Raw genomic sequence first — 22,136 nt, forward strand, 5'->3', positions numbered from 1 at the left:
TATATTTTACAAGTGGCTCATGAAATCGGAAGCCAGATCAATAATGTCCGTTGCGCCACCTGAGCCGAAATCGTCATCGTCTTTATCTTTAAGATATTCAAAGTTGCGCCGTTTAAGTTCAAAATCTCTACCCAGATATTTTTCTCTCACAATTTCGTTTTCAGCAAGTTCCTGCGCAGTTCCCTGAAACAAAACTTTTCCTTCGAACAGCAGATAGGCTCGGTCGGTAATACTGAGCGTTTCGTCCACATTGTGGTCTGTAATAAGTATCCCGATATTTTTATATTTCAGCTTTGCTACAATCTCCTGGATATCCTGTACGGCAATAGGGTCTACTCCGGCAAACGGTTCATCGAGCATGATAAATTTGGGGTCGATAGCCAGGCATCGGGCAATTTCGGAACGACGTCGTTCACCTCCCGACAGGCGGTCTCCAAGATTTTTACGAACCTTGTGTAACCCGAATTCGTCAATCAGGCTTTCAAGTTTTTCTTTCTGGTACTCTTTCGATGTTTTTGTCATTTCCAGTACCGAACGGATATTGTCTTCTACCGTCATTTTACGGAAAATAGAAGCTTCCTGCGCCAGATAGCCAATCCCGTTTTGTGCACGTTTATAAACAGGGAATTTTGTAATCTCCTGCTCGTTCAGGAAGATCTTTCCTTCGTTAGGTATTACAAGCCCTACGGTCATATAGAACGTTGTGGTCTTACCCGCACCGTTAGGTCCGAGTAATCCCACAATTTCTCCTTGCTTCACATCTATTGAGACGTGATTTACAACTGTTCTCGACTTATATCTTTTTACCAGATTTTCGGTGCGCAGCACCATTCTTCCGTTTGATTGTACTTGCTCCATATATAAAAAATTAGGTACCCTAACCCCCGAAGGGGGAACTAGCCTCCCCCTTGGGGAGGTTGGAGGGGCTTATTAGTCGAGAATAGTCACCCAGCCATGTGTGTCGGGCTCGTCTCCCAGCTGTATCGCTCTCAGCTTATTATACAATTTTGTACTGACAGGACCTGCATTACCGTCTTTAGATATCACATAAGATTTGTTTTCATCTATATCGTCTACCCGCAGTATAGGGCTGATGACAGCAGCAGTACCTACCTGTCCGGCCTCTTCGAATGTTGCTAGTTCCTCTTCGGCTACCGGACGGCGCTCTACCTTCATTCCCAGATCTTCAGCAAGCTGTATCAGACTCTTATTCGTTATCGATGGCAGAATAGATGAAGATGCCGGTGTGATATATGTATTGTTCTTAATACCGAAGAAATTGGCAGGGCCGCATTCGTCCAGATATTTCTTTTCTTTTGCATCAAGGTATAACACAGCAGAATAGCCCATTTTGTGTGCTTTGTCTCCTGCCACAAGGCTGGCAGCATAGTTACCACCTATCTTTATAGTACCTGTACCCAGAGGTGCGGCACGGTCGTATCCGCGAAGTATGGCAACCGGCGTAGGCTTAAATCCTTCTTTGAAGTAAGGGCCTACCGGTGTCACAAATACAACAAACAGGTATTCGCTTGCAGGTTTCACCCCTACCTGTGCCCCTGTGCCTATCAGCAAAGGACGTATATACAACGATGCTCCGCTACCATAAGGCGGCACAAAGCGTTCGTTCAGTTTGATCGCTTTCAATACTGTTTCTTCAAAAACTTCTACCGGAAGTTCGGCCATCATAATTCCATGACACGACGACTGCATACGCAAGGCATTGTCTCTCATCCTGAAAACACGTATCTTCCCGTCTTTCCCCCTGAAAGCTTTCAACCCTTCAAATGCTTCCTGCCCGTAATGCAAACAGGTTGCAGCCATATGAATGTCGATATACTCAGATGTTGTCTCGGTTGGTGTACCCCATTTTCCATCTTTATAATAACTTCTTACATTGTAATCTGTCTTCATATATCCGAATGACAGATTTGACCAGTCTATTGCACTCATAATCAGTAAAAGTTTTATCAGTAGTATTATTAAATAGTTTAATTATTACAAAAGTACTATTTTAGTTGATATAAGAATATTTTTTCTGTAGTTTATCGTTCAATAGGATTTTATTCGCAAAGCCTGTCGAAGAAGAGCGTGCCTTGCAGATGGTCAAATTCGTGTTGAAAAATAATTCCTGTAAAATCAGATTGGCGCGAACTTCCGGAAAGGCGCTCTTTGATAAAATCACCTTTCTGGTCATAATATTCTACATCTATCCATTCATATCGCATTGTATTGCCCGACATATCGGGTACCGAAAGGCAGCCATCACCTTCAAAACATATCATATTTTCAGAATGGTCTGTTATACGTGGGTTTATTGCCACCTGTACCGGAATATCCGGTTTGTCGATACGCATAAACAAAAACAGATTGCGTCCTATACCTACCTGAGGTGCTGCAATGCCCACGCCCGACTCTTCGGCCAGAGTAAGTTGCAGGCGGTGTATAAAGAATTGCAGGTCTTTATCTGTCGCTATATTTTTTACATCAATATCAATCGCTTTCTTTCTCAGGAAAAGCGAATCTTCTTCACTTGTAGTCAGCAATACCCTGTATGGAGTATTTTCATCACCATTATTTATTAAAAGTTTTTCTTTATCAGTCATATATTTTACAGAATTACACGCAGACAAGCTGACAAATAATATCAGCATATAAATTATTCTTTTCACTGCAATTTGATTGAGATTCAATACAAAGATAATTCTTTTAGTGATAAATCATATCCACAAAAAGGTGAATGAAAAGGAAGAAAACAGAAAAATTGCTTTAATTTGTGACAAAACCGTCAAAGTTGCGACATATATAATTAAAAGAAAGGTAGCGCAGAATGAAACAAGCACAGAAAGGGGATGCACAATTTCTGGAAATGATACGTCAGAACGAAGGTATTATTTACAAGATCACCTCTTTCTATACCGACAAGGATCATCCGATAAGTGATCTTTATCAGGAGGTTGTACTCAATCTGTGGAAGGCATTCCCGTCATTCAGGGGTGAAAGTAAATACTCTACATGGATATACAGAATCGCACTGAACACCTGTGTTTCGTTTTTTCGCAGGAGCAAGCGGGATGTAACCTATGTGGATATTACGATGGACATACCCGAAACAGTGGAGACAAATGAAGACATACAGGAATTATATAAACTTATTAATCGATTGGGTAAAATAGAACGTGCTTTAGTATTGCTCTATCTCGATGACAAATCGTACAAAGAGATAGCCGAGATTACCGGGCTTAGCGTAACCAATGTTGCTACCAAGCTGAGCAGGATAAAGGATAAACTAAAGCAAATGTCTAACGAACAAAACTAACCATTATGGATCTGGATAATATAAAAAAGACATGGCAGGAAACGGAAATCAAGCCGGATATAGGTGACGATAAAATACAAAAAATGATTTCCAATGAAGGCAAAAGTGCTTTCAACAGCCTGCTGAAAGTAGAGAAATTTGCCCTATTCCTGATGATACCATGTCTGGCAATCGGGGTGTTAGTTTCTTGTTGCATGCACCTGCTATTTGGCATCTTCTATTCAGTATTAGTTGTTGGCGGTGCTTTCTGGCAAATGTATAAAATAAAATTCCTAAAACAAATTGACTTATCAGCTATGGGTATCCTTGATGTTTCCAAAGAGATAACAAGGTATAAAAAATATATTGTCAAGGAAATAATCTGCGGTCTCATACTCGTACTCCCTCTCTTTTTTATGTACACTTACTTCGTGCTGCCATCCATGTATCCGGCACTAAGCAGTCCGGTAAAACTAGCAATGCTGATAACTGGCATAGGTGGTACCATAATTATCTGCTACTTCGTGTACAAGTACTTGTACATCAAGAATATCCGTAAAGTAGAGATGTTGGTAAAAGAAAACGAAGAATTCGATAAAGAAATGTAACTAACCCAAATAGAAGAAAAATGAAAGCAATCACAACACTTATCATAGGCACATTGTTGGCAATGATATCTTTACTGACTGTATCGGCACAAGGCGGCACGCCCGAAAGCTATACAGGCTCATTACTCTGGAAAGTTTCCGGAAACGGGCTCACGTCCCCGTCTTATATACTTGGCACACATCATTTGGTTCATATCAGTTTTGTAAATGAAATTAGTGGATTGAAGGATGCCATGGAAAGCACAGAACAAACTGTCGGTGAAGTAGTGATGTCGAATATGGCAACTATGCAGCAAAAGGTATTAGAAAACGCCAAGCTGCCTGAAGGTGAAACCTATCAGAACCTTCTGTCGGAAGCCGACTATAAGAAACTGGATGAGGGGCTTATAGCTCTTGTAACAGCGGGGCTTGCACAGTATGGGCACTTTAAGCCGGGAATGTTGTCAATGTTTTACAGCACTATCCTGTATTCAAAACTTTATCCAGAGTTCAATCCGGCATCGCACGAAGCAATCGACGCCTATTTGCAACGCATAGCAACAGAAAAGGGTAAGCCGGTATTAGGTATGGAAACTATAGAAGACCAGGTGTATGCACTTTTCGATGCCGAGCCCCTGAAAACCCAGGCAGAGGACTTGGTTTGTATGGTGAGCAATGGTGAGAATTCGAAAGAGCAACTAGATCAATTGAACGCGTTTTACAAAGCGGCAGACCTGACGGGAATGTACAATCTTGCGTATAATAATCCGGATGATCCGTGCCCTTCGACCGAAATAAGAAAGAATGTCATGATGAAAGACAGGAATGATAGATGGATAGAAAAGCTTCCTGCCATAATGAAAGAAAAATCGAGTCTGATAGCTGCCGGCGCTCTGCATCTGGCAGGCGAAGAAGGTCTCTTGTACCAATTGGCTAAGCTGGGATATACCGTAGAACCTGTCAGATAAGGTTACGCCCGATCCAGAATGCGATAATTATAATAAGAACAGCATAAATAGCACTCTTTCCGTAGAGTGCTTTTCTTATTTTAGGATATTTCTGTTTTCCTCCAAAATATTCGAGCCAGAGACAGACCAAAATATATGGTATGGATATAATCAGTAGCGGATTACTTGTAAAAGCTTTATGAAGATCGAAATGCACAAGATGATGTATTGCCCGCTGCGAACCGCAACCGGGACATTCGAATCCCGTTAAGGTATGAAACGGACAACGGGGGAAAAAGCCGGATTCTTCGGGGCTGAACAAGTAATAAACTAACCCGCCAACAAATAACACAATCAGGATTACAAATAATCGTGTTATATACTTCGACCTGTCTGATGATTTCTCGGAATTGGGATAGCACATATGTCACCCTGCAATGAAGTATAAAAGCACTATAAATACATAAAAGAGAACATAGCACGCAGGCAGGAACAGGATTCCCGCAAGTGCCCAGACCTTAGCCCGCTCCGAAGCATGAACAGCTCCCTTATAATCTTTCTGATGATACAGGCTTTCTACCTTAGAAGCATAAAATATGCCGACAACACTTATCGGGGAACAACAGAATATAGATAATAGTATGGACTCGAGCAGCCAGTTTTTAGGCATAGGTAGTATATCGTTCCACTTATTATCATCATCTATGCTTTGCTGTGGACGGATTGCTGTAGGCTGAGGTCTGCTCATTGTAGGAACAGGTGCTTGCGGCCTATGGTTACTTTCTTCAGAAACATTAATCCGTATAGTTTCGGTCTTCTCTTGTGGAATGGAAAGACTGGAGTCGAATAAAAAAGCCAATTCTTCCACATTTCCGGCTTCGTCCCAATCGGCGAGTCCCGAACGCCAGACTTTTGTTTCGGGACGTATTTTCTTCGTCAACAATTCTTTCAGGCTGAACGGCCCTTGTTGCTGTTTAGATATATCGTCTATGTAATAGTATTTGATCATGCAGGTTAAGAAGTAGGGTAGAGCATGGCTATTGGAACATATTATCTATACCTACATTCTTATCATCGTCGGGCGCATCGTCAACTTCCTCCGTCCGGTCACATACACCGTAACCACTCAGTACGGGGAATCGTTCTGCCTGGCTATAACCAAGACTTTTATCTGCAAATACTTTCTTATAGAACAAGCCTACAATAGGCAATGCAGAACTTGCACCCTGTCCGTTAGCCATACTGTCGAAGTGAATAGTACGCTCGTCTCCGCCTACCCAGCATCCTGCCGAAATACTAGGAGTGAATCCCATAAACCAGCCGTCGGTATTATCGTTTGTCGTACCTGTTTTCGCACCCATAGGTGCTGTGACGCCATAGCGTCTGATACGTCCGCCGGTTCCGCCATTAGTTACACCTTGTAGCATATCTATCATCTTCACATACGAAGATTCACTGAATACTTCTTGTAGCCTTGGCGAAAAATTTGCTATTATATTTCCGTACTGGTCTTCTATATGAGTAACATACAATGGATCTACACGTACCCCTTTATTTGCAAAAGAAGTATAAGCCGCTGTCATTTCGGCTACTGTAACCTCCGGCGTACCTAACGACATAGACACAACCGGCTCGATACGTCCTGTAAGCCCGAATGAATGCAGCATGCGCACAAATGTATAAGGAGATGTTCGGCTCATCAGATAGGCAGTCACCATATTGTCTGAATTCTGTAATCCCCACTTTATCGAGACGCTTTCACCGACTTTAGAGGCTTTCAGTCCTCTCGGAGTCCACACTCGTCCGTTTTCCTGTACGATGCTTTGTTGTGCATATACCATTTCGTCACATGGCGTCATCCCTTCTTCCATAGCCAGAGTGTACAGGTACGGCTTGATGGTAGAACCTACCTGCCTGCGCCCCATATTCACCATATCGTATTGGAAAAATGCATAATCGATACCACCCACATAGGCTTTTACAAAACCATTGTGTGTGTCCATTGCCATAAAGCCTGCACGAAGTATAGACTTATGGTAGCGGATAGAATCTAATGGCGTCATTACCGTATCTACCGGGCCACGCCACGAAAAGACCTTCATCTCGACAGGTTGCTTAAAGGTTTTTTCTATCTCTTTTTCCGATACACCGGCCTTCTTCATAGTCTTGTATCTGTCAGAGTTCTTCATGGCACGAGTTAGCTTCTCTTCTATTTTATTCCGTTCCGAGTAAGCATACGGAGCATAAGCACGACCTTTCTTTTCCTTGTCGAACTTAGGCTGCATTTCTTTACTCATATGCTCGGTCATGGCTTCTTCACCATACTTTTGCATACGCGAGTCTATTGTAGTATATATTTTAAGCCCATCGGTATAGAGACTATAGCTCGAGCCGTCGGTTTTCTTGTTTTTGGAGCACCATCCATATAGTGGGTTAGACTCCCAGTTAAGCGAATCTGACGTGTACTGATCCATCTGCCATGAAGCGTAGTTCGATTTTGTCGGTTTCTTTGCACTCATAATTATACGCAGATACTCTCTGAAATAAGGGGCAAGCCCGTCTTTATGGTCACCTCTTCTGAAATCTAAAACTAATGGAGTTTCTTTTAATGAATCAAATTCTTGTCTGTTGATATAATTATATTTGAGCATTTGCCCGAGAACGACATTCCTACGATGTTTAGAATCATTCGGATTACCTTTAGGGTTGTATGACGATGGATTCTTACACATTCCTACCAATGTTGCAGCTTCCTCTATCTTTAAATCTTTAGGAGTCTTGCCGAAATACACCTGTGATGCTGACTTTATACCTACGGCATTGTGCAAAAAATCAAATTGATTAAGGTATAGGTTTATGATTTCTTCTTTTGTATAATAATGCTCCAACTTCACTGCAATCACCCATTCTATTGGTTTACGCAGGAATACACGTACCACCCAGTTTTCAGCAGGAGGCGAATATAACTGTTTTGCTAATTGTTGGGTAATTGTACTACCTCCTCCGGCGCTTTTATCAAACAGCAAACCTCGTTTGATAATAGCACGTCCCAAAGCATAGGCGTCTATTCCCGAATGCTCGTAATATCGGGCATCTTCGGTTGCCACCAGTGCTTCTACCAGATAAGGAGACAAGTCGCTGTAATCGGAAAATATACGGTTGTTCTTAACCTGCGAATATGTACCCAGTTGTTTGCCATCAGAAGAATATACCTGAGACGCATATTTATCTATCGGGTTCTCTAGGTCTTCTACATTAGGCATATACCCGATTACACCTAAACTAATAAGTGCAAAAATAATCGTAATCACAGCTATGGCTCCACCAAAGGCAATCCATAGCGCTTTTACTATTTTTTGAGGTGCATACTTGCTGAAAAAACCTTTCTTTTTCGATTTCGTTTTAGTCTTTTTATCCATAAGTATAAAGTGTGTCGCGCTGCAAATTTAAGCAAAACGTTTCAATAATGTAGATAAAAAAACTTAAATGCCTGAGATGGGCTTTTTTGATAATGCCTATTGTCTTTGTACTGCTTAACAAGATTTGTTTACAGGTCTGTTTTTATACAAATACAACTGTTTACTTGTCTGTCTAAAAATAATAAGTTCTACGAATTGCCACGTCTCTTAAAAGCGGGTTGGAAGTAATACCTAAAAGACTTTAGTCGAATCTGTTTTGGCTAAAGCCATTTCAGAATAATCAACCTTATTCCTCCACTTAAAACTGGAGGCAATTGATTTAAAGGAAATTAGAATTTAACAACCCTGCTCATAAGGGATACCTCTACAGAAAAAAATAACAATTAAAAAAAAATAGTGTGGAAAGCGTCAACTTTACATACGCTGTGCTCCTGTGATTGATAATTGATTCGCCTTCGCTTCGTCGAACGTTGTTTGTCAAATTTTTGCTAACTGTTAACTGTAATGTTTGTTAGTTTTTCGTTAAAAAAATATATAATTACTAACATGAAACTCTATCTGAAAACAGAAGCCGAAAGAAATGGCTATATTTATGAAAAGGACAAACTTGTCACTTCTTTCTTAATGAAATGGACTAAACTAATGTAAAATATTCATATGGATAATAAAATCACTATTCACTGCACAAACACAGGTGTTTATAAAGATTTTCAGGCAGGAACCAGTTTAATAGAAGTATTAAAGGCATTCGATATTCAGGCTAAATCGAAAATCGTAGCTGCAAGAGTAAACAACAAAACAGAACCGCTCGATTACAGGGCATACCATAACAAAAGCGTACAATTTGTAGACCTTACAGAGCCTACAGGAATGAGGACGTATGTGCGTTCATTATGTTTTCTATTGGCAAAGGCTGTTGCTGAACTGCACCCCGATGCCGAATTCTATATAGAACACCCTATTTCGCTTGGCTATTATTGTAGAATCAGCAAAGTAGACAAAATAGATGAGAGTACAATAAAGGCTATAAAGGCAAAAATACAGGAATACATAGATGCCGATATGCCTTTTGAAGGGATAGAAGAGGAGACGACAAAGGTAGTACAGATGTTCAAAGACAGAGGATTTGAAGACAAAGCAATTCTGCTGGAGACATCGGGCGAGCTGTACTCGCGGTATTACAGGATGGATAATACAGTTGATTATTTCTACGGATGCCTGGTGCCATCTTCTGGCTATATACATCTGTATGAACTTGAACTTTATAATGGCGGCTTATTGCTCCGCATCCCGAATCGCTCCAACCCAGTGGAATTGGAACCCGTAATTCCACAACCACAGATGTATAATGTATATAATGAACATTTGAAATTCCTGAACATTATCGGACTGGACAATGTAGGTGACATGAACAAGGCTAATCAGATGGGTAAAATGCCGGATGTGATAAAGATATCGGAAGCCTATCAGGAAAAGACCATAGCCAATATTGCTGAACAGATAGCAGCCAGAGCAGAAAATGGAGTGCGTGTAGTACTTATTTCCGGTCCATCGTCGTCGGGCAAGACTACTTTCAGAATGAGACTGGAAGTACAGATGATGGTAAATCTGATAAAACCGGTAGGCTTGTCGCTTGACAATTATTTTGTTGACAGAGATATGACACCTCTCGATGAAGATGGTGGATTTGATTTCGAATCGCTATATGCACTGGATATTCCGAAATTCAATGAAGACCTTGAAGCTTTGCTCAGAGGTGAGGAAATTTCGTTACCGACCTTCAATTTCACTACAGGGAAACGTGAATACAGAGGGGATACATTGAAACTCGAAGACCAGTCAATACTGGTGATAGAAGGTATTCATGGGCTGAATCCGGAGCTGACATCTGGAATACCTGATTATCAGAAATTTAAGATATATGTGTCGGCTCTTACAACAATCTCACTGGATAACCACAACTGGATACCGACAACCGATAATAGGTTGTTACGCAGATTGATACGCGATTATCGCTACCGTAATTATTCGGCTATAGACACTATATCGCGCTGGCCTAGCGTACGCAAAGGGGAGGACAAATGGATATTCCCATATCAGGAGAATGCCGATGTGATGTTCAATTCGGCAATGATGTACGAATTTGCTGCATTGCGCCGTTATGCCGAGCCTATCTTATCGCAGGTGCCCAACAGCGCTCCCGAGTATGCCGAAGCGCATCGCCTATTGAAGTTTCTTAAATACTTCAACTATATAAATGATAAGGAATTGCCACCGACATCGCTATTACGTGAATTCTTGGGCGGAAGCAGTTTCAAATATTAAAGGATAGAATAGATAGAGGTTATGGATATAGCCTCTATTTTGTTTCATCAGTAGTCGGAGCTATATTTTCTCCATTACCGGCATAAGTGTCATTCTGCAACTGCTGATGTTGTTCGTGCAACTCGAATACCTGATTGCGGAAATTGTCATTACAATGCAGTTTATTATAAGCTTCTTTAGCAGCCTTTTGTTGCGATTCCTTTTTGGAATAGCCTGTGCCGATTCCGGCCTGTAAGCCTAAAATGGAAACTGATGTTTTGAATATAGGAGTATTGGCTTCATTGACAAAACTATCTATCAGATCGAAACTGACAGATATCTTCTGCTTCTGGCTCCACTCAATGAGGCGCGACTTGAAATTAGCCTCAAGTTCAGCGACAGTGTCTATGTTGAGATGCTGCTGTATTAGTTTTTCAAATACAAACCGTTTTGCTGCACGATAACCCTGATCGAGATAGATAGCCCCAATCAGTGCTTCCAGTGCATTGCCATACATATGAGTATTGGGAGTAGTACTTCGGGTAGACGTTTTCACAAGCTTATCTATACCGAGTTCGAGAGCCAGCCTGTTCAGCGTATCACGCTGTACGATCTTCGACCGCATATTGGTCAGGAAGCCTTCTTTCTTGTACTCGAATTCTTTGAATACAATATCGGCTACAATGGCATCCAGTATCGCATCTCCCAGAAACTCGAGACGTTCATTGTTTATCCATCTGCCATCTTTCATTTTTATAGAAGACGACTTATGCAACAATGCCTGTTCGTACAGGGTTATATTGAAAGGATGAAATCCGAGTATTTTGTAAAAAGACATATAAGGCTCCTTCCTTTTCTTGGGAAGAAGCCTTATACCTCGATATATCTTTTTAAGCACGGTGACTTATTTCTTAAACTTCTTTACAATTACACAAGCATTGTGTCCTCCAAAACCGAATGTGTTGGAAAGAGCCACATTAACTGTTCTCTTCTGAGCTTTGTTGAAAGTCAGGTTTAGCTTATAGTCAATTTCCGGATCTTCGTCTCCTTCAGTGAAGTTAATAGTAGGAGGGATGATATCGTTTTGTACAGCCAATATACAGAACATCGCTTCCAAAGCTCCGGCAGCACCTAACAGGTGACCTGTCATAGACTTTGTAGAACTGATATTCATATTATAAGCGTGGTCTCCAAATACTTCTTTGATAGCTTTTATCTCAGAAGGGTCACCAACCGGTGTAGAAGTACCATGTACATTGACATAATCCAGTTCGTTAGGACTCATGTGTGCATCTTGAAGTGCATTCTTCATCACAAGCTTAGCTCCCAAACCTTCGGGGTGAGACGCCGTAAGATGGTATGCATCTGCCGACATTCCTCCGCCGACTATTTCGGCATAGATTTTAGCTCCACGAGCTAAAGCATGTTCCAACTCTTCGAATATAAGACACGCAGATCCTTCACCGATCACAAATCCATCGCGGCTGGCACTAAACGGACGAGAAGCAGTCTGAGGTGAATCATTGCGTGTAGACAAAGCAGTCATAGCATTGAACCCACCAACACCGGATGCGGATATAGCCGCTTCGGCACCGCCTACAACCATTACATCTGCCTTGCCTAAACGAATGTGGTCGAAAGCCGAGATGGCACTATGTGTAGATGAAGCACAGGCTGATACAGTTCCATAGTTAGGTCCACGCAATCCATGACGGATAGAGATCAGTCCGGCAGCAATGTCCGAAATCATTTTGGGAATGAAGAACGGATTGAATTTTGGTCCCATGTCTTCGTGTGTAAAGTAGTATCCAACCTCTTCTTCAAAAGTTTTGATACCGCCGATACCGGCTGACATGATAACACCGATTCTGTCACAGTTCTCTTTTTCAAAATCGAGACCTGAATCCGCAATAGCTTCTTCCGACGAACCTATAGCAAGCTGTGTATATCTGTCACATTTACGAAGTTCTTTACGATCCATATACTTCGACGGATCATAGTCTTTTACTTCGCATGCGAATTGTGTTTTGAATTTTGACGCGTCAAAATGAGTAATAGGTCCAGCCCCACTCATTCCTGCTAAGGCATTTTCCCATGTAGTTTTTACATCGTTGCCGAGAGGAGTTACCGAGCCTAGACCTGTTACTACTACTCTTTTTAATTCCATAAGTTAATGTAGGAAAAAAGATTATTTTGCATTTGCTTCAATATAAGAGACAGCGTCTCCTACTGTAGCGATTTTTTCAGTTTGATCATCTGGAATAGAAATACCGAATTCTTTTTCAAATTCCATGATTAACTCTACTGTATCAAGTGAATCTGCACCTAAATCGTTTGTAAAGCTGGCAGTATCAGTTACTTCAGACTCTTCAACACCTAACTTATCAACAATTATTGCTTTCACTCTTGATGCTACTTCTGACATAATTTCTAGTTTTGATTAATAATAAATTTTTATTTTTAATTTTGTCGGTGCAAAGTAACAGTTTTTTATACATACGAAACAAATATTTTGTTGATAAAATAGTTAAAATTGCACATTTTTTTTGTTTGTGTGCAGAAATATATATTTATACTAAATGATAAAATTAGCCATTTTTGCCTCCGGGTCAGGCTCTAACGCCGAAAATATAATAGAGTATTTCAGAGGAGACAACTCCGTTACAATACCACTTATTGTATCGAACAAAGAAGATGCTTATGTCCATCAAAGAGCTAAAAAGCTGAATGTAGAATCAGTTACTTTCTCAAAGAATGACTTTTATAGTAGTGATAAAGTTTTGGAATTTTTACAACAGAAAGGTATAGATTTTATCATATTAGCCGGATTCTTATTAAAGGTATCGGCTAGTCTTCTGACTGCGTATCCCGACAGAATAATCAATATACATCCTGCCTTATTACCCAAATACGGCGGTAAAGGAATGTACGGTGACAATGTCCATAAAGCTGTGGTGGCTGCCGGTGAAACCGAATCGGGGATCACAATACACTATGTGAATGAAAACTATGACGAGGGTGCCATCATATTTCAGGCGAAGTGTCCGGTATTAGCGGACGACACCTACGAGGATGTAGCTAGCAAAGTGCATGCATTGGAGTACATACACTTCCCTAAGGTTATAGAAGCACTATTGAAAGGATAAATTTTCCCTTATTACTCCATCTCTGCTTCATCGTACTGGCTCTGTTCTCTTTCCTTGATAGCTCTTACGGATCTTTTGGATTTATTGGAACTTGGCTCAGCTTTTTTCTTTTCTACCTTAGGTTCTTGTTTCTTTACTGTCTGCACAGGGGTAGACTGCTTCTGCACAGGTTCGGTATTTTGTTCGCTTTTTCTTACAACTGGTATCGAACGCTGAGCCGGCGTTGTAGTTGTTGTTACGGTACCTGACGACTCAATAGGCTCTTCGATTTTGACTCTCTGGTTATTTATCGTTCTTGACACTACTCGGGTTCTGAACGGATTATTTTCTGCCGGAGCAGTTGTTGTTGCCGGAGTTAACGTTGCAGCCGGAACTGTGGTTTGGGTAGCCGGAGTTTCAACAGGTGTTGTGACAGGAATTACAACCTGCTCTTTTTCCTGTGGTACATCTATATTTTGTTTTTTAATTATCTCTTTTGCAGACTCCTTCTGTTTTGTGCTCTTCTTTACGACAGCATCATTAGACTTACTGTCCTTACCTTTTCCTTTCCTTACAACCGGAAGTGGTTTCAAGTCCGCTTTTTTCTTCTCTTTCAATACTGTCTTCAACTCTTTCGTTTCAGTAGAAGGTGTTGAAGGAACTTTAGTCGCTGATGAAGATACAGGCGGAGCAATAACAGTTGTTGAAGGCTCCCCTCCATATATATATTCGTAAGCCTGATCGGTTGGGATTTTTATTCTGTTAAGAGCCCTGTCTGTTACTGTGTACCAGATTTCGCCATTAGGATTGCCCGATGCCGTTTCAGTCGCTATAATATCACGTTTTACTATTTCCGAAGGGTATAGTTGTACAGCAATAGCAGATGGTACTTCTACGCCATTTATATAATAAGTAGGCTTGTCCCCATATTTAACATACATAAGGGCTAACTCTTCTGCTGTCAGTTCTTTCTCTTTTTTTATTATTCCTTTAGCTATTGTTTGTGCCTCTTTTTCTACTTTGCGACGATCCCTGTTTCGCTTGGCTATCCAGAAAGCGAGGGATTCATTGTTTTCATTATTGGCTTTTCGCTCTTCTTCTACTTTCAGTAAAAGATCGTTTATATCGAGTGCCGCTTCTTCAAGACTATTATAATTGGAACTTATCTCAGAAAATATAGAGTCTGCTTCGCCTCTTCCCGAACGAAAGAGGAATTTAGAATATTCATCATCGAGTCCGCTGCCTACAGTATTTACCACTTTGGTAACTTCGCCTGTAGTAACCTTATATGTTTTCTTGCCAATCTGTTCCGCTTCCCTTTTGGTTACGGGCTTTAGTCGCTGACCAACAGCAAACAACGGGAACAGCAGCATAAGGGATAGCAATATTATATATTTGCTTGTATTCATTTGTGTTTGTTTTTTAGAAGTTTTCAGTTTCTATACAATGAGCCTAATTTATATATTTGGCAAATATACAAGTTTTTTCTTGAAAGATATTTGTACTTACAAAATTTAGCATAAATAGAGTGTCTTTTTGAGCTTTCCAAACCTTACAGGGATATCTATATTTAAATTCTTTAAATAAAAAGGTATTCTAATGATTGTTTCTCTATAGAAAAACCAACCATTTTCAATAATAAAAAAGAGCGTCTTATAACGCTCTTTTTTACTCATTATCTATCCTCGTCTTATTTCTATATATGCTTAGAGTCTGTTTAAATTTGACCGAAAATATTTCATATAGCTGTTTCTGATTATTCTTTGGCTCTTATTTTCATCTTTCTTCTCTATTTTCTACTTTTCACTTTTCACTTTTGCTTTAGCCCGCCAAACCTGCGAATAAAAAGAAAAAAATATATTTGAAATAATACAAAATAAGATTGCCAATCAAATTTAAACAGTTACTTATATCAACGGCATACCCAAACTCTCTGCTTCTACACGCATTTGTGGAGGCCATATGCCGGCTTGGATCTCTCCGATATGCCCCTTACGCAGATAAAACATACACAGTCGCGACTGTCCGATACCACCTCCTATAGACTGAGGCAATTCACCATCGAGCAGACGTTTATGGAAGTATAATTCCTTGCGATCTTCCAAACCTGTTATTTTGAGTTGTTCAAGCAGCACTTCCCTGTTTACGCGAATGCCCATCGAAGATAGCTCTACGGCCTGTCCTAATACCGGATTCCAGACAATAAGGTCTCCGTTTAGCCCTTTATAGCCATTTTCGGACCGGGTAGTCCAGTCGTCATAATCGGGAGCACGTCCATCGTGAGGTTTGCCGTCACTCAGTTTTCCGCCGATGCCTATAATAAATACTGCACCGTATTCTTTTGCTATTTTATTTTCCCGCTCTTTTTCCGTCAATCCCGGGTATTTCTGTAATAATTCTTCTGAATGTATAAATGTGATTTCGCATGGTAATATGGGTGTTATAGCCGGAAATATTTCATAAACCAGATATTCAGTCCGTACTAAAGCTGCATATATGCGCCTTACTACTTCTTTTAGAAATTCTATGTCACGATTGTTGGGCGACATCACCATTTCCCAATCCCATTGGTCTACATAGAGCGAGTGCAGGTTGCCCAGTTCTTCATCGGCACGTATAGCATTCATATCGGTATAGATACCGAAACCTTCGTTTATATGATAGTCGGCTAGGGTCAGGCGTTTCCACTTAGCCAGAGAGTGGACGATTTCGGCACGCTCGTCGCCCATATCTTTTATCGGGAAATTCACTGCGCGCTCCACACCGTTCAGATCATCATTTATACCCATTCCTTTCAGTACAAACAATGGTGCCGTTACACGTCTGAGCCTGAGCTCCGAAGATAAGTTCTGCTGAAAGAAGTCTTTGATTTGTTTTATCCCCATCTCCGTTTGCTGGAGATCGAGTATAGCATGGTATCCTTCCGGTCTGATTAAATAACTCATTATTATATATTATATCAATTTCATATCAAATAATACGCAAAGTTAGTTTTAAAACATTAATATGAAAACATTCTAGGGTAAAAGTTTGCATTTTGATTTTAAAGTCTCCATCAAAAAAGCCTTCTGAATTTTCAGAAGGCTTTTTCTACGGATCAGATGTTCCGTTATTTTTTCAGAATATACAGGTCAGCCATATCTCCGGTAATTTTCTTACCCTCCATATCAAGCTGTGTCAGTGTGTTCTCTCCAACAAAATATTGGTTAGGAGCATCTTTAATACCATCCAGTATTACAGTATTGCCTTCAACATTCCATGTATATATACCTTTTTCTTCAATGTTTCCGCTTTCTTTACCTACATACTCGGTTTTCTTCGTATAGGTACTGTCTTCAAGCGTGATGGATACAATCATACCTTCCCCGCTTGCTGTAGGTATTTTTCCTACATATACACCTTTATAATCCAGCGAGTTTTTAGCATTATGACCGTCTTTTACATTTTTTGCAATTTCAGAGAATTCATCTACAGAAGCTTGTTCTTCCTGATTTTTCTGCGTATTGCCGCCGCAACTATATAAAAAAGCTGCCGCTGCAATAACCATTAATAACTTTTTCATTTTCCTTATTCTTTTTTGGGTTCGTTGTTGTGCACCTTAACCTCATAACCCAGCTTTTCGATAGCTGCTTTGAGATTGTCGGCCGTTGTCTGGCTTTTCTTAAATTCTATTTCCACAGTCTTTTTAGCCAGGTCTACTTTCATATCGGTTACGCCTTTCTCGAAGGCGATATTCTTTTCAATACGCTTTTGGCAGTTTTCGCAAGTCATCGACACATCAAAAACAACCTTTTCTTTGTCATTTACAGGCTTCTTATTTTGTGCCGACAGGCTCAATCCTGCTCCAAGCATCAATAAAACCGTAATTAAAAATACTCTCATATTCATAGTTTCCTTATTAAGTGTTATTAGTAACTGTTTAAATTTGACCGAAAATACTTCATATAACTGTTTCCGATTATTCTTTGGCTCTTATTTTTATTCTTTCTTCTCTATTTTCTACTTTTTACTCTTGGTTTAGCCCGCTAAACCTGCGAATAAAAAGAAAAATATATATTTGAAATAATACAAAATAAAATTGCCAATCAAATTTAAACAGTTACTTATAATAACATTATTCTTACAATAATGTTTGCAAAATTATAATTTATCCCATGTCGCACAAACATGTTATCAGATTTCTGTCGCCATAGGCATTATCTACACGCGCTACGTTTATCCAGAATTTATTCTGTTTTACAAATTCGAGCGGATAGGCAGCTTTCGAACGTGGATAAGCGTGGCCCCATTCGTCTGCACATATTTCGTACTCTGGGTGAGGAGCATTTACCAGCACATTATCTTCTTTGGTGTACGTGCCATTTTCTACCTCTTTTATTTCCTGCCATATCTGGTTCATTGTATCTACAAAACGATTGAGTTCAGCAAGGCTTTCGCTTTCGGTAGGCTCTATCATCAATGTACCATGTACGGGGAATGACAATGTAGGTGCATGGTAACCGTAATCCATCAGACGCTTAGCGATATCGGACTCAGTAATGCCTGAAGCGTCTTTTACCTTGCGGCACTCGAGTATCAGTTCGTGTCCTACTCTTCCGGTCGTACCTCTGTAAACTATACCGTAAGTGTCTTTGAAGCACTCGGCCAGATAATTTGCATTCAGTATTGCTATTTTAGTAGCGTGTGTCAGTCCTTCTCCGCCCATCATACGGATATATCCGTATGTGATTGGCAATATACCTGCACTACCGTAAGGCGAAGAAGCTACAGTATTTACTGTACTTCCGTCCAATTCTGGATGGTGAGGAAGGAACGGAACCAGATGTTCGGCTACGCAGATAGGGCCTTCGCCCGGACCGCCACCACCATGAGGTATGGCAAATGTCTTATGCAGATTGAGGTGACAAACGTCTGCACCGATAAAGCCCGGATTGGTAAGACCTACCTGAGCATTCATATTTGCGCCGTCCATATATACCTGTCCGCCACGCTCGTGTACCACCTTACACATTTCTTTGATCTCTTTCTCGAAGATTCCGTGTGTAGATGGATATGTAATCATGCAACCTGCCAGATTATCTTTGTGAAGGTCGGCTTTTGCCTGCAAGTCTTCGAGTACTACATTTCCTTGTGCATCACAATCTATGGTTACGGTTTCGTATCCGGCCTGTATAGCCGATGCCGGATTGGTGCCGTGAGCCGATGCCGGAATCAGTATTATATTGCGATGTCCTTGTCCGATGCTCTCCTGATATTTACGGATAGTCATCAGTCCTGCATATTCGCCTGCTGCACCTGAGTTCGGCTGAAAACTTATTCCTGCAAAACCGGTTATCTCTTTCAGGTATTCGCCCAGCTCGCCTATCAGTTCGGTATAACCCTGTGTCTGTGATTCGGGTGCAAACGGATGAATATTCTGGAACCCGCCCAGCCCTAATGGTAACATTTCCGAAGCGGCATTCAGCTTCATCGTACATGATCCTAAAGAAATCATAGAATGTGCCAATGATATATCTTTGCGGTCGAGACGTTTAATGTAGCGCATCAATTCAGTTTCAGTATGGTATAAATTGAATACTTCATGTTGCAGGTATTCGCTCTTGCGCAGGAAATTATCGGCAATGGTGTTTTTCTCCGGCAAATCGTCTATCATATACACTTTCATGCGTTCTACCGCCAGCGAGAACACAGCCAGTAATTCGTGTGCTTTGTACTCTGTAATGGTTTCGTCAATACTGATGCCTACTTCTCCTCCTTCGTAATAGCGAAGGTTGATATCGCGCATTTCTGCATTTTCACGTACTGTATATTGTGAAACACCGCTTGGCAGGGCAATTTTCAGTGTGTCGAAATATTGTTCGTTGAGCACTGTATAACCAAGTTCCTTCAATTCGTCTGCAATAAGAGCCGTAGCTGAATGAATACGCTTCGCTATTTTTTTCAACCCTTTTGGCCCATGATATACGGCATAGAAGCCCGCCATAGTGGCAAGCAATGCCTGAGCCGTACATATATTAGATGTTGCCTTTTCGCGTTTGATGTGTTGTTCGCGAGTCTGCAAAGCCATGCGGTAAGCTGCTTTTCCGTAAGCATCTTTCGAAACTCCGATAATACGTCCCGGAACATTACGTTTATAGTCTTCTTTTGTCGCGAAGAATCCGGCTGACGGCCCTCCATAGAACATAGGAATACCGAATCGCTGGCTGCTGCCGAATGCTATATCTGCACCCCATTCGCCCGGAGGCACAAGCAAAGTCAAAGCCATCAGGTCTGTAGCTACTGCTACTTTGCAATCAGCTTCGTGCACTTTCCGGGCAAAAGCTGTATAGTCTGTGATATTTCCGTTAGAATCCGGATATTGAATGATAGCTCCGAAAAATCCGTCTTTCATATCGACAGTACGATAGTCACCCACGACAACCGTTATGCCCTGTGGAGCCATACGCGTATTGATAACAGCTAATGTCTGAGGAAAAATATTCTTATCCACAAACAGCTTGTTTACTTCGTTTTTGATCTGATCGCGGCTGCGAAGCGCATACATCATTGTAGCTGCTTCTGCTCCGGCTGTAGCCTCATCGAGTAAAGAGCAGTTCGATAGTGCTAAACCTGTAAGGTCACTTACCATTGTCTGAAAGTTCATCAATGCCTCTAAGCGTCCTTGCGATATTTCTGCCTGATATGGTGTGTAAGAGGTGTACCATACCGGATTTTCGAATACATTGCGGAATATAGGAGCAGGACAAACGGTGTCGTACCAGCCCATACCGATATATGATGCGCATATACGGTTTTTCGATGCCATCAGGGCCATTTCTTCCGCATACTCATGCTCACTCAATGCTTCGGGAAGTTTCAGCCCGCCCTGTAGCCTTATGTTTTGCGGAATAGTCTGATCGATCAGTTCATCGAGGGATTTTACCCCGATTTTTTCCAACATTACTTTTTCGTCTTCTGCACTAATGCCAATGTGGCGATGTTGAAATCTCTCGCTTTTCATGTATTTATCGGTTTATTGTAAATAAAAATTACTTTTAATTTCGTCTTTTATGGTTGTTAACGGGCCATGTCCCGAATAGATTACCGTATCGCCGGGTAATGTCAATAGCTTTTCTTTGATACCGGTTATCAGTTGCTGATGATTTCCTCCGGCCAGATCGGTACGACCGACACTGCCTCTGAACAGCACATCACCGACAAATACACAGCCCGCATCCTGATTGTAGAATACGATACTGCCCGGAGAATGTCCCGGAATCTCGAGCACGATAAGATGCTGATTGCCGAAGCTTACCACATCGTTCTCGTTCAGGTATTTTCCTATTTTGGGTACTTGTCCGGCTTCGTTCTGAAACCCGAACATCTCTAATTGCTTTGGCAGTTGTTCCAACAGGAACTCATCACCTTTGTTAGCTTCTGCTTCGAGATGAAACTGCTCGTATATAAAGTTATTCCCGAATACATGATCGAAATGCAGATGTGTATTCAACAGATGCTTCACTACTAAATCATTGTCGAGGATAAAATTAAGAAGCAAGGCTTTTTCGTCTGGGAAGAAACATCCGGGATCTATGATAACGCATTCTTTGGTTTCGTCATACGCCACATAGGTATTTTCGCTAATCGGGTTAAACTCAAATATTTTTACATTCATATATTATCCAATAGCTTTCTGATAAAAAACGACCTAAAGATATAACTTTTTTCGACGTGAAACTAGCCAAATTCGGTTATAAGTTATGTTATAATTATACAAAAAGGCAGGATCAACGTATTGATCCTACCTCCCGATATAGATAGGAATAATTTAATATCCTGCTGTAAAGCGTTGGCGCGAGAACTTGTGGTTCTCCAATTCGTCTACCACAGCTATTGCCAAGTCTTCTACCGACAATGTAGATTCTCCGTCGGCTCCGAATACCGGTTCATCGGTGCCGGTACGATATTTTCCGGTACGCCCTATCTTGATTCCCTGATGCATATTGATAGCAGGCGAGAACATAGTCCAGTCCAATACTGTTTCTTTTTTCAGCACATCGAGGTAGTCGCGGGCTGCTGTAGCTCCGGGTTTGATACTTTCAGGGAAATCTTCTCCGTCTACTATCTGTTTGCCATTTATGTACAGGCTACCTGCTCCTCCGATAACGACATAGCGTTTTACTCCTGCTTCTTTCACCGCCTGCTGAATAGCTTCCGAACCTTTCATAAAGTCATCATAGATATTAGGATTCGACCAGCCTGCATTGAATGCACTTAATACTACATCATTTCCTTTTATCACTTCGGCCAAAGCCTTTGTATCGGTTACATCTACCGCTACAACTTTTGGTTTTCCGTCTTTTACCGGGATCTTTTCTACTGAACGGGCTAAAGCCGTTACTTCATAATTCCTACTTAACAATTCCTGTAATAGGTGTGAGCCAACGAATCCTGTTGCTCCGATTAATGCTACTTTCATA

At 41.0% G+C, this 22,136-nt stretch carries 20 protein-coding genes and 1 pseudogene; 5 read left to right on the plus strand and 16 right to left on the minus strand.

The genetic code is table 11. The features are described from left to right. Positions 1–102: 102 nt before the first annotated feature. The 3 genes and pseudogenes from lptB to def all read right to left on the minus strand — a co-directional run. Positions 103–858 (minus strand): annotated as a pseudogene (lptB, locus tag M2448_RS05285) (LPS export ABC transporter ATP-binding protein); the annotation flags it as partial. A gap of 72 nt (positions 859–930) precedes the next feature. Beyond that, complete coding sequence (locus M2448_RS05290; RefSeq protein WP_280645548.1) at positions 931–1,950, minus strand: branched-chain amino acid aminotransferase; 1,020 nt, start codon at positions 1,948–1,950, stop codon at positions 931–933. A gap of 110 nt (positions 1,951–2,060) precedes the next feature. Continuing rightward, positions 2,061–2,651 (minus strand): peptide deformylase, encoded by a 591-nt coding sequence (def, locus tag M2448_RS05295; protein WP_280645547.1) that lies wholly within the window; start codon positions 2,649–2,651, stop codon positions 2,061–2,063. A gap of 176 nt (positions 2,652–2,827) precedes the next feature. On the opposite strand from def, the gene M2448_RS05300 reads away from it, so the two are divergent. Genes M2448_RS05300 through M2448_RS05310 form a run of 3 tightly spaced genes read left to right on the plus strand, consistent with a single transcriptional unit; the run spans position 2,828 to position 4,850 of the window. Continuing rightward, complete coding sequence (locus tag M2448_RS05300; RefSeq protein WP_280645546.1) at positions 2,828–3,316, plus strand: sigma-70 family RNA polymerase sigma factor; 489 nt, start codon at positions 2,828–2,830, stop codon at positions 3,314–3,316. 5 nt (positions 3,317–3,321) lie between these two features. Next, complete coding sequence (locus M2448_RS05305; protein ID WP_280645545.1) at positions 3,322–3,903, plus strand: hypothetical protein; 582 nt, start codon at positions 3,322–3,324, stop codon at positions 3,901–3,903. A gap of 20 nt (positions 3,904–3,923) precedes the next feature. Beyond that, a complete protein-coding gene (locus M2448_RS05310; protein WP_280645544.1) occupies positions 3,924–4,850 on the plus strand; it encodes a TraB/GumN family protein in 927 nt (308 codons plus the stop codon). On the opposite strand, the gene M2448_RS05315 is transcribed toward M2448_RS05310, so the two are convergent. From M2448_RS05315 to M2448_RS05325, 3 genes are read right to left on the minus strand one after another with little or no spacing between them, the layout of a single operon-like run. Continuing rightward, positions 4,843–5,253 carry a DUF2752 domain-containing protein gene (locus tag M2448_RS05315; protein ID WP_280645543.1) on the minus strand — a complete coding sequence of 137 codons (411 nt, stop codon included), beginning with the start codon at positions 5,251–5,253 and terminating at the stop codon, positions 4,843–4,845. The genes M2448_RS05310 and M2448_RS05315 overlap by 8 nt on opposite strands. Positions 5,254–5,256: 3 nt before the next feature. Then, on the minus strand, positions 5,257–5,838 hold the full coding sequence (locus tag M2448_RS05320) for a CD225/dispanin family protein (protein WP_280645542.1): 582 nt from the start codon (positions 5,836–5,838) through the stop codon (positions 5,257–5,259). Between the two features lie 28 nt (positions 5,839–5,866). Further along, positions 5,867–8,248 (minus strand): transglycosylase domain-containing protein, encoded by a 2,382-nt coding sequence (locus M2448_RS05325; protein WP_280645541.1) that lies wholly within the window; start codon positions 8,246–8,248, stop codon positions 5,867–5,869. 657 nt (positions 8,249–8,905) lie between these two features. Between M2448_RS05325 and M2448_RS05330 the strand changes: the two genes are divergently transcribed. Next, positions 8,906–10,573, plus strand: a complete 1,668-nt coding sequence (locus M2448_RS05330) for a nucleoside kinase (protein ID WP_280645540.1) — start codon at positions 8,906–8,908, stop codon at positions 10,571–10,573. 34 nt (positions 10,574–10,607) lie between these two features. Here M2448_RS05330 and rnc read toward each other — a convergent pair whose 3' ends face one another. From rnc to M2448_RS05345, 3 genes are all read right to left on the minus strand, one after another. Further along, complete coding sequence (gene rnc / locus M2448_RS05335; RefSeq protein ID WP_280645539.1) at positions 10,608–11,390, minus strand: ribonuclease III; 783 nt, start codon at positions 11,388–11,390, stop codon at positions 10,608–10,610. A gap of 66 nt (positions 11,391–11,456) precedes the next feature. Further along, positions 11,457–12,719, minus strand: coding sequence for a beta-ketoacyl-ACP synthase II (fabF, locus tag M2448_RS05340; RefSeq protein ID WP_280645538.1), 1,263 nt, complete (start codon positions 12,717–12,719; stop codon positions 11,457–11,459). Between the two features lie 21 nt (positions 12,720–12,740). After that, positions 12,741–12,977, minus strand: a complete 237-nt coding sequence (locus tag M2448_RS05345; protein ID WP_280645537.1) for an acyl carrier protein — start codon at positions 12,975–12,977, stop codon at positions 12,741–12,743. Positions 12,978–13,131: 154 nt separating this feature from the next. Here M2448_RS05345 and purN point away from each other — a divergent pair, with 154 nt between their 5' ends. After that, positions 13,132–13,698, plus strand: coding sequence for a phosphoribosylglycinamide formyltransferase (purN, locus tag M2448_RS05350; protein ID WP_280645536.1), 567 nt, complete (start codon positions 13,132–13,134; stop codon positions 13,696–13,698). Positions 13,699–13,709: 11 nt separating this feature from the next. On the opposite strand, the gene M2448_RS05355 is transcribed toward purN, so the two are convergent. The 7 genes from M2448_RS05355 to M2448_RS05385 form a co-directional block, all read right to left on the minus strand. Next, complete coding sequence (locus M2448_RS05355) at positions 13,710–15,086, minus strand: hypothetical protein (RefSeq protein ID WP_280645535.1); 1,377 nt, start codon at positions 15,084–15,086, stop codon at positions 13,710–13,712. Between the two features lie 498 nt (positions 15,087–15,584). Beyond that, the gene (gene asnA / locus M2448_RS05360) at positions 15,585–16,622 is read right to left on the minus strand and encodes an aspartate--ammonia ligase (RefSeq protein ID WP_280645534.1); all 1,038 of its coding nucleotides are present in this window, start codon (positions 16,620–16,622) and stop codon (positions 15,585–15,587) included. Positions 16,623–16,786: 164 nt separating this feature from the next. After that, complete coding sequence (locus tag M2448_RS05365) at positions 16,787–17,239, minus strand: copper resistance protein NlpE (protein WP_280645533.1); 453 nt, start codon at positions 17,237–17,239, stop codon at positions 16,787–16,789. A 5-nt stretch (positions 17,240–17,244) separates the two neighbouring features. Continuing rightward, positions 17,245–17,559: a heavy metal-associated domain-containing protein gene (locus M2448_RS05370; RefSeq protein ID WP_280645532.1), complete on the minus strand. Its 315-nt coding sequence runs from the start codon at positions 17,557–17,559 to the stop codon at positions 17,245–17,247. Positions 17,560–17,824: 265 nt separating this feature from the next. Beyond that, positions 17,825–20,677 carry an aminomethyl-transferring glycine dehydrogenase gene (gcvP, locus tag M2448_RS05375; protein ID WP_280645531.1) on the minus strand — a complete coding sequence of 951 codons (2,853 nt, stop codon included), beginning with the start codon at positions 20,675–20,677 and terminating at the stop codon, positions 17,825–17,827. 12 nt (positions 20,678–20,689) lie between these two features. Further along, a complete protein-coding gene (locus M2448_RS05380; RefSeq protein WP_280645529.1) occupies positions 20,690–21,331 on the minus strand; it encodes an MBL fold metallo-hydrolase in 642 nt (213 codons plus the stop codon). Positions 21,332–21,484: 153 nt separating this feature from the next. Beyond that, positions 21,485–22,135, minus strand: coding sequence for an NAD(P)H-binding protein (locus M2448_RS05385; protein WP_280645528.1), 651 nt, complete (start codon positions 22,133–22,135; stop codon positions 21,485–21,487). Between the last annotated feature and the right edge of the window lies 1 nt (position 22,136).

This window comes from Dysgonomonas sp. PF1-14, from assembly GCF_029892965.1.
GTDB lineage: Bacteria > Bacteroidota > Bacteroidia > Bacteroidales > Dysgonomonadaceae > Dysgonomonas.

Excerpts from the sequence above, each read along its gene's own strand:
- M2448_RS05290 (WP_280645548.1), bottom strand. The coding sequence starts at position 1,950 with ATGAGTGCAATAGACTGGTCAAATCTGTCATTCGGATATATGAAGACA.
- def (WP_280645547.1), bottom strand. The coding sequence starts at position 2,651 with ATGCTGATATTATTTGTCAGCTTGTCTGCGTGTAATTCTGTAAAATAT.
- M2448_RS05300 (WP_280645546.1), top strand. The coding sequence starts at position 2,828 with ATGAAACAAGCACAGAAAGGGGATGCACAATTTCTGGAAATGATACGT.
- M2448_RS05305 (WP_280645545.1), top strand. The coding sequence starts at position 3,322 with ATGGATCTGGATAATATAAAAAAGACATGGCAGGAAACGGAAATCAAG.
- M2448_RS05310 (WP_280645544.1), top strand. The coding sequence starts at position 3,924 with ATGAAAGCAATCACAACACTTATCATAGGCACATTGTTGGCAATGATA.
- M2448_RS05315 (WP_280645543.1), bottom strand. The coding sequence starts at position 5,253 with ATGTGCTATCCCAATTCCGAGAAATCATCAGACAGGTCGAAGTATATA.
- M2448_RS05320 (WP_280645542.1), bottom strand. The coding sequence starts at position 5,838 with ATGATCAAATACTATTACATAGACGATATATCTAAACAGCAACAAGGG.
- M2448_RS05325 (WP_280645541.1), bottom strand. The coding sequence starts at position 8,248 with ATGGATAAAAAGACTAAAACGAAATCGAAAAAGAAAGGTTTTTTCAGC.
- M2448_RS05330 (WP_280645540.1), top strand. The coding sequence starts at position 8,906 with ATGGATAATAAAATCACTATTCACTGCACAAACACAGGTGTTTATAAA.
- rnc (WP_280645539.1), bottom strand. The coding sequence starts at position 11,390 with ATGTCTTTTTACAAAATACTCGGATTTCATCCTTTCAATATAACCCTG.
- fabF (WP_280645538.1), bottom strand. The coding sequence starts at position 12,719 with ATGGAATTAAAAAGAGTAGTAGTAACAGGTCTAGGCTCGGTAACTCCT.
- M2448_RS05345 (WP_280645537.1), bottom strand. The coding sequence starts at position 12,977 with ATGTCAGAAGTAGCATCAAGAGTGAAAGCAATAATTGTTGATAAGTTA.
- purN (WP_280645536.1), top strand. The coding sequence starts at position 13,132 with ATGATAAAATTAGCCATTTTTGCCTCCGGGTCAGGCTCTAACGCCGAA.
- M2448_RS05355 (WP_280645535.1), bottom strand. The coding sequence starts at position 15,086 with ATGAATACAAGCAAATATATAATATTGCTATCCCTTATGCTGCTGTTC.
- asnA (WP_280645534.1), bottom strand. The coding sequence starts at position 16,622 with ATGAGTTATTTAATCAGACCGGAAGGATACCATGCTATACTCGATCTC.
- M2448_RS05365 (WP_280645533.1), bottom strand. The coding sequence starts at position 17,239 with ATGAAAAAGTTATTAATGGTTATTGCAGCGGCAGCTTTTTTATATAGT.
- M2448_RS05370 (WP_280645532.1), bottom strand. The coding sequence starts at position 17,559 with ATGAGAGTATTTTTAATTACGGTTTTATTGATGCTTGGAGCAGGATTG.
- gcvP (WP_280645531.1), bottom strand. The coding sequence starts at position 20,677 with ATGAAAAGCGAGAGATTTCAACATCGCCACATTGGCATTAGTGCAGAA.
- M2448_RS05380 (WP_280645529.1), bottom strand. The coding sequence starts at position 21,331 with ATGAATGTAAAAATATTTGAGTTTAACCCGATTAGCGAAAATACCTAT.
- M2448_RS05385 (WP_280645528.1), bottom strand. The coding sequence starts at position 22,135 with ATGAAAGTAGCATTAATCGGAGCAACAGGATTCGTTGGCTCACACCTA.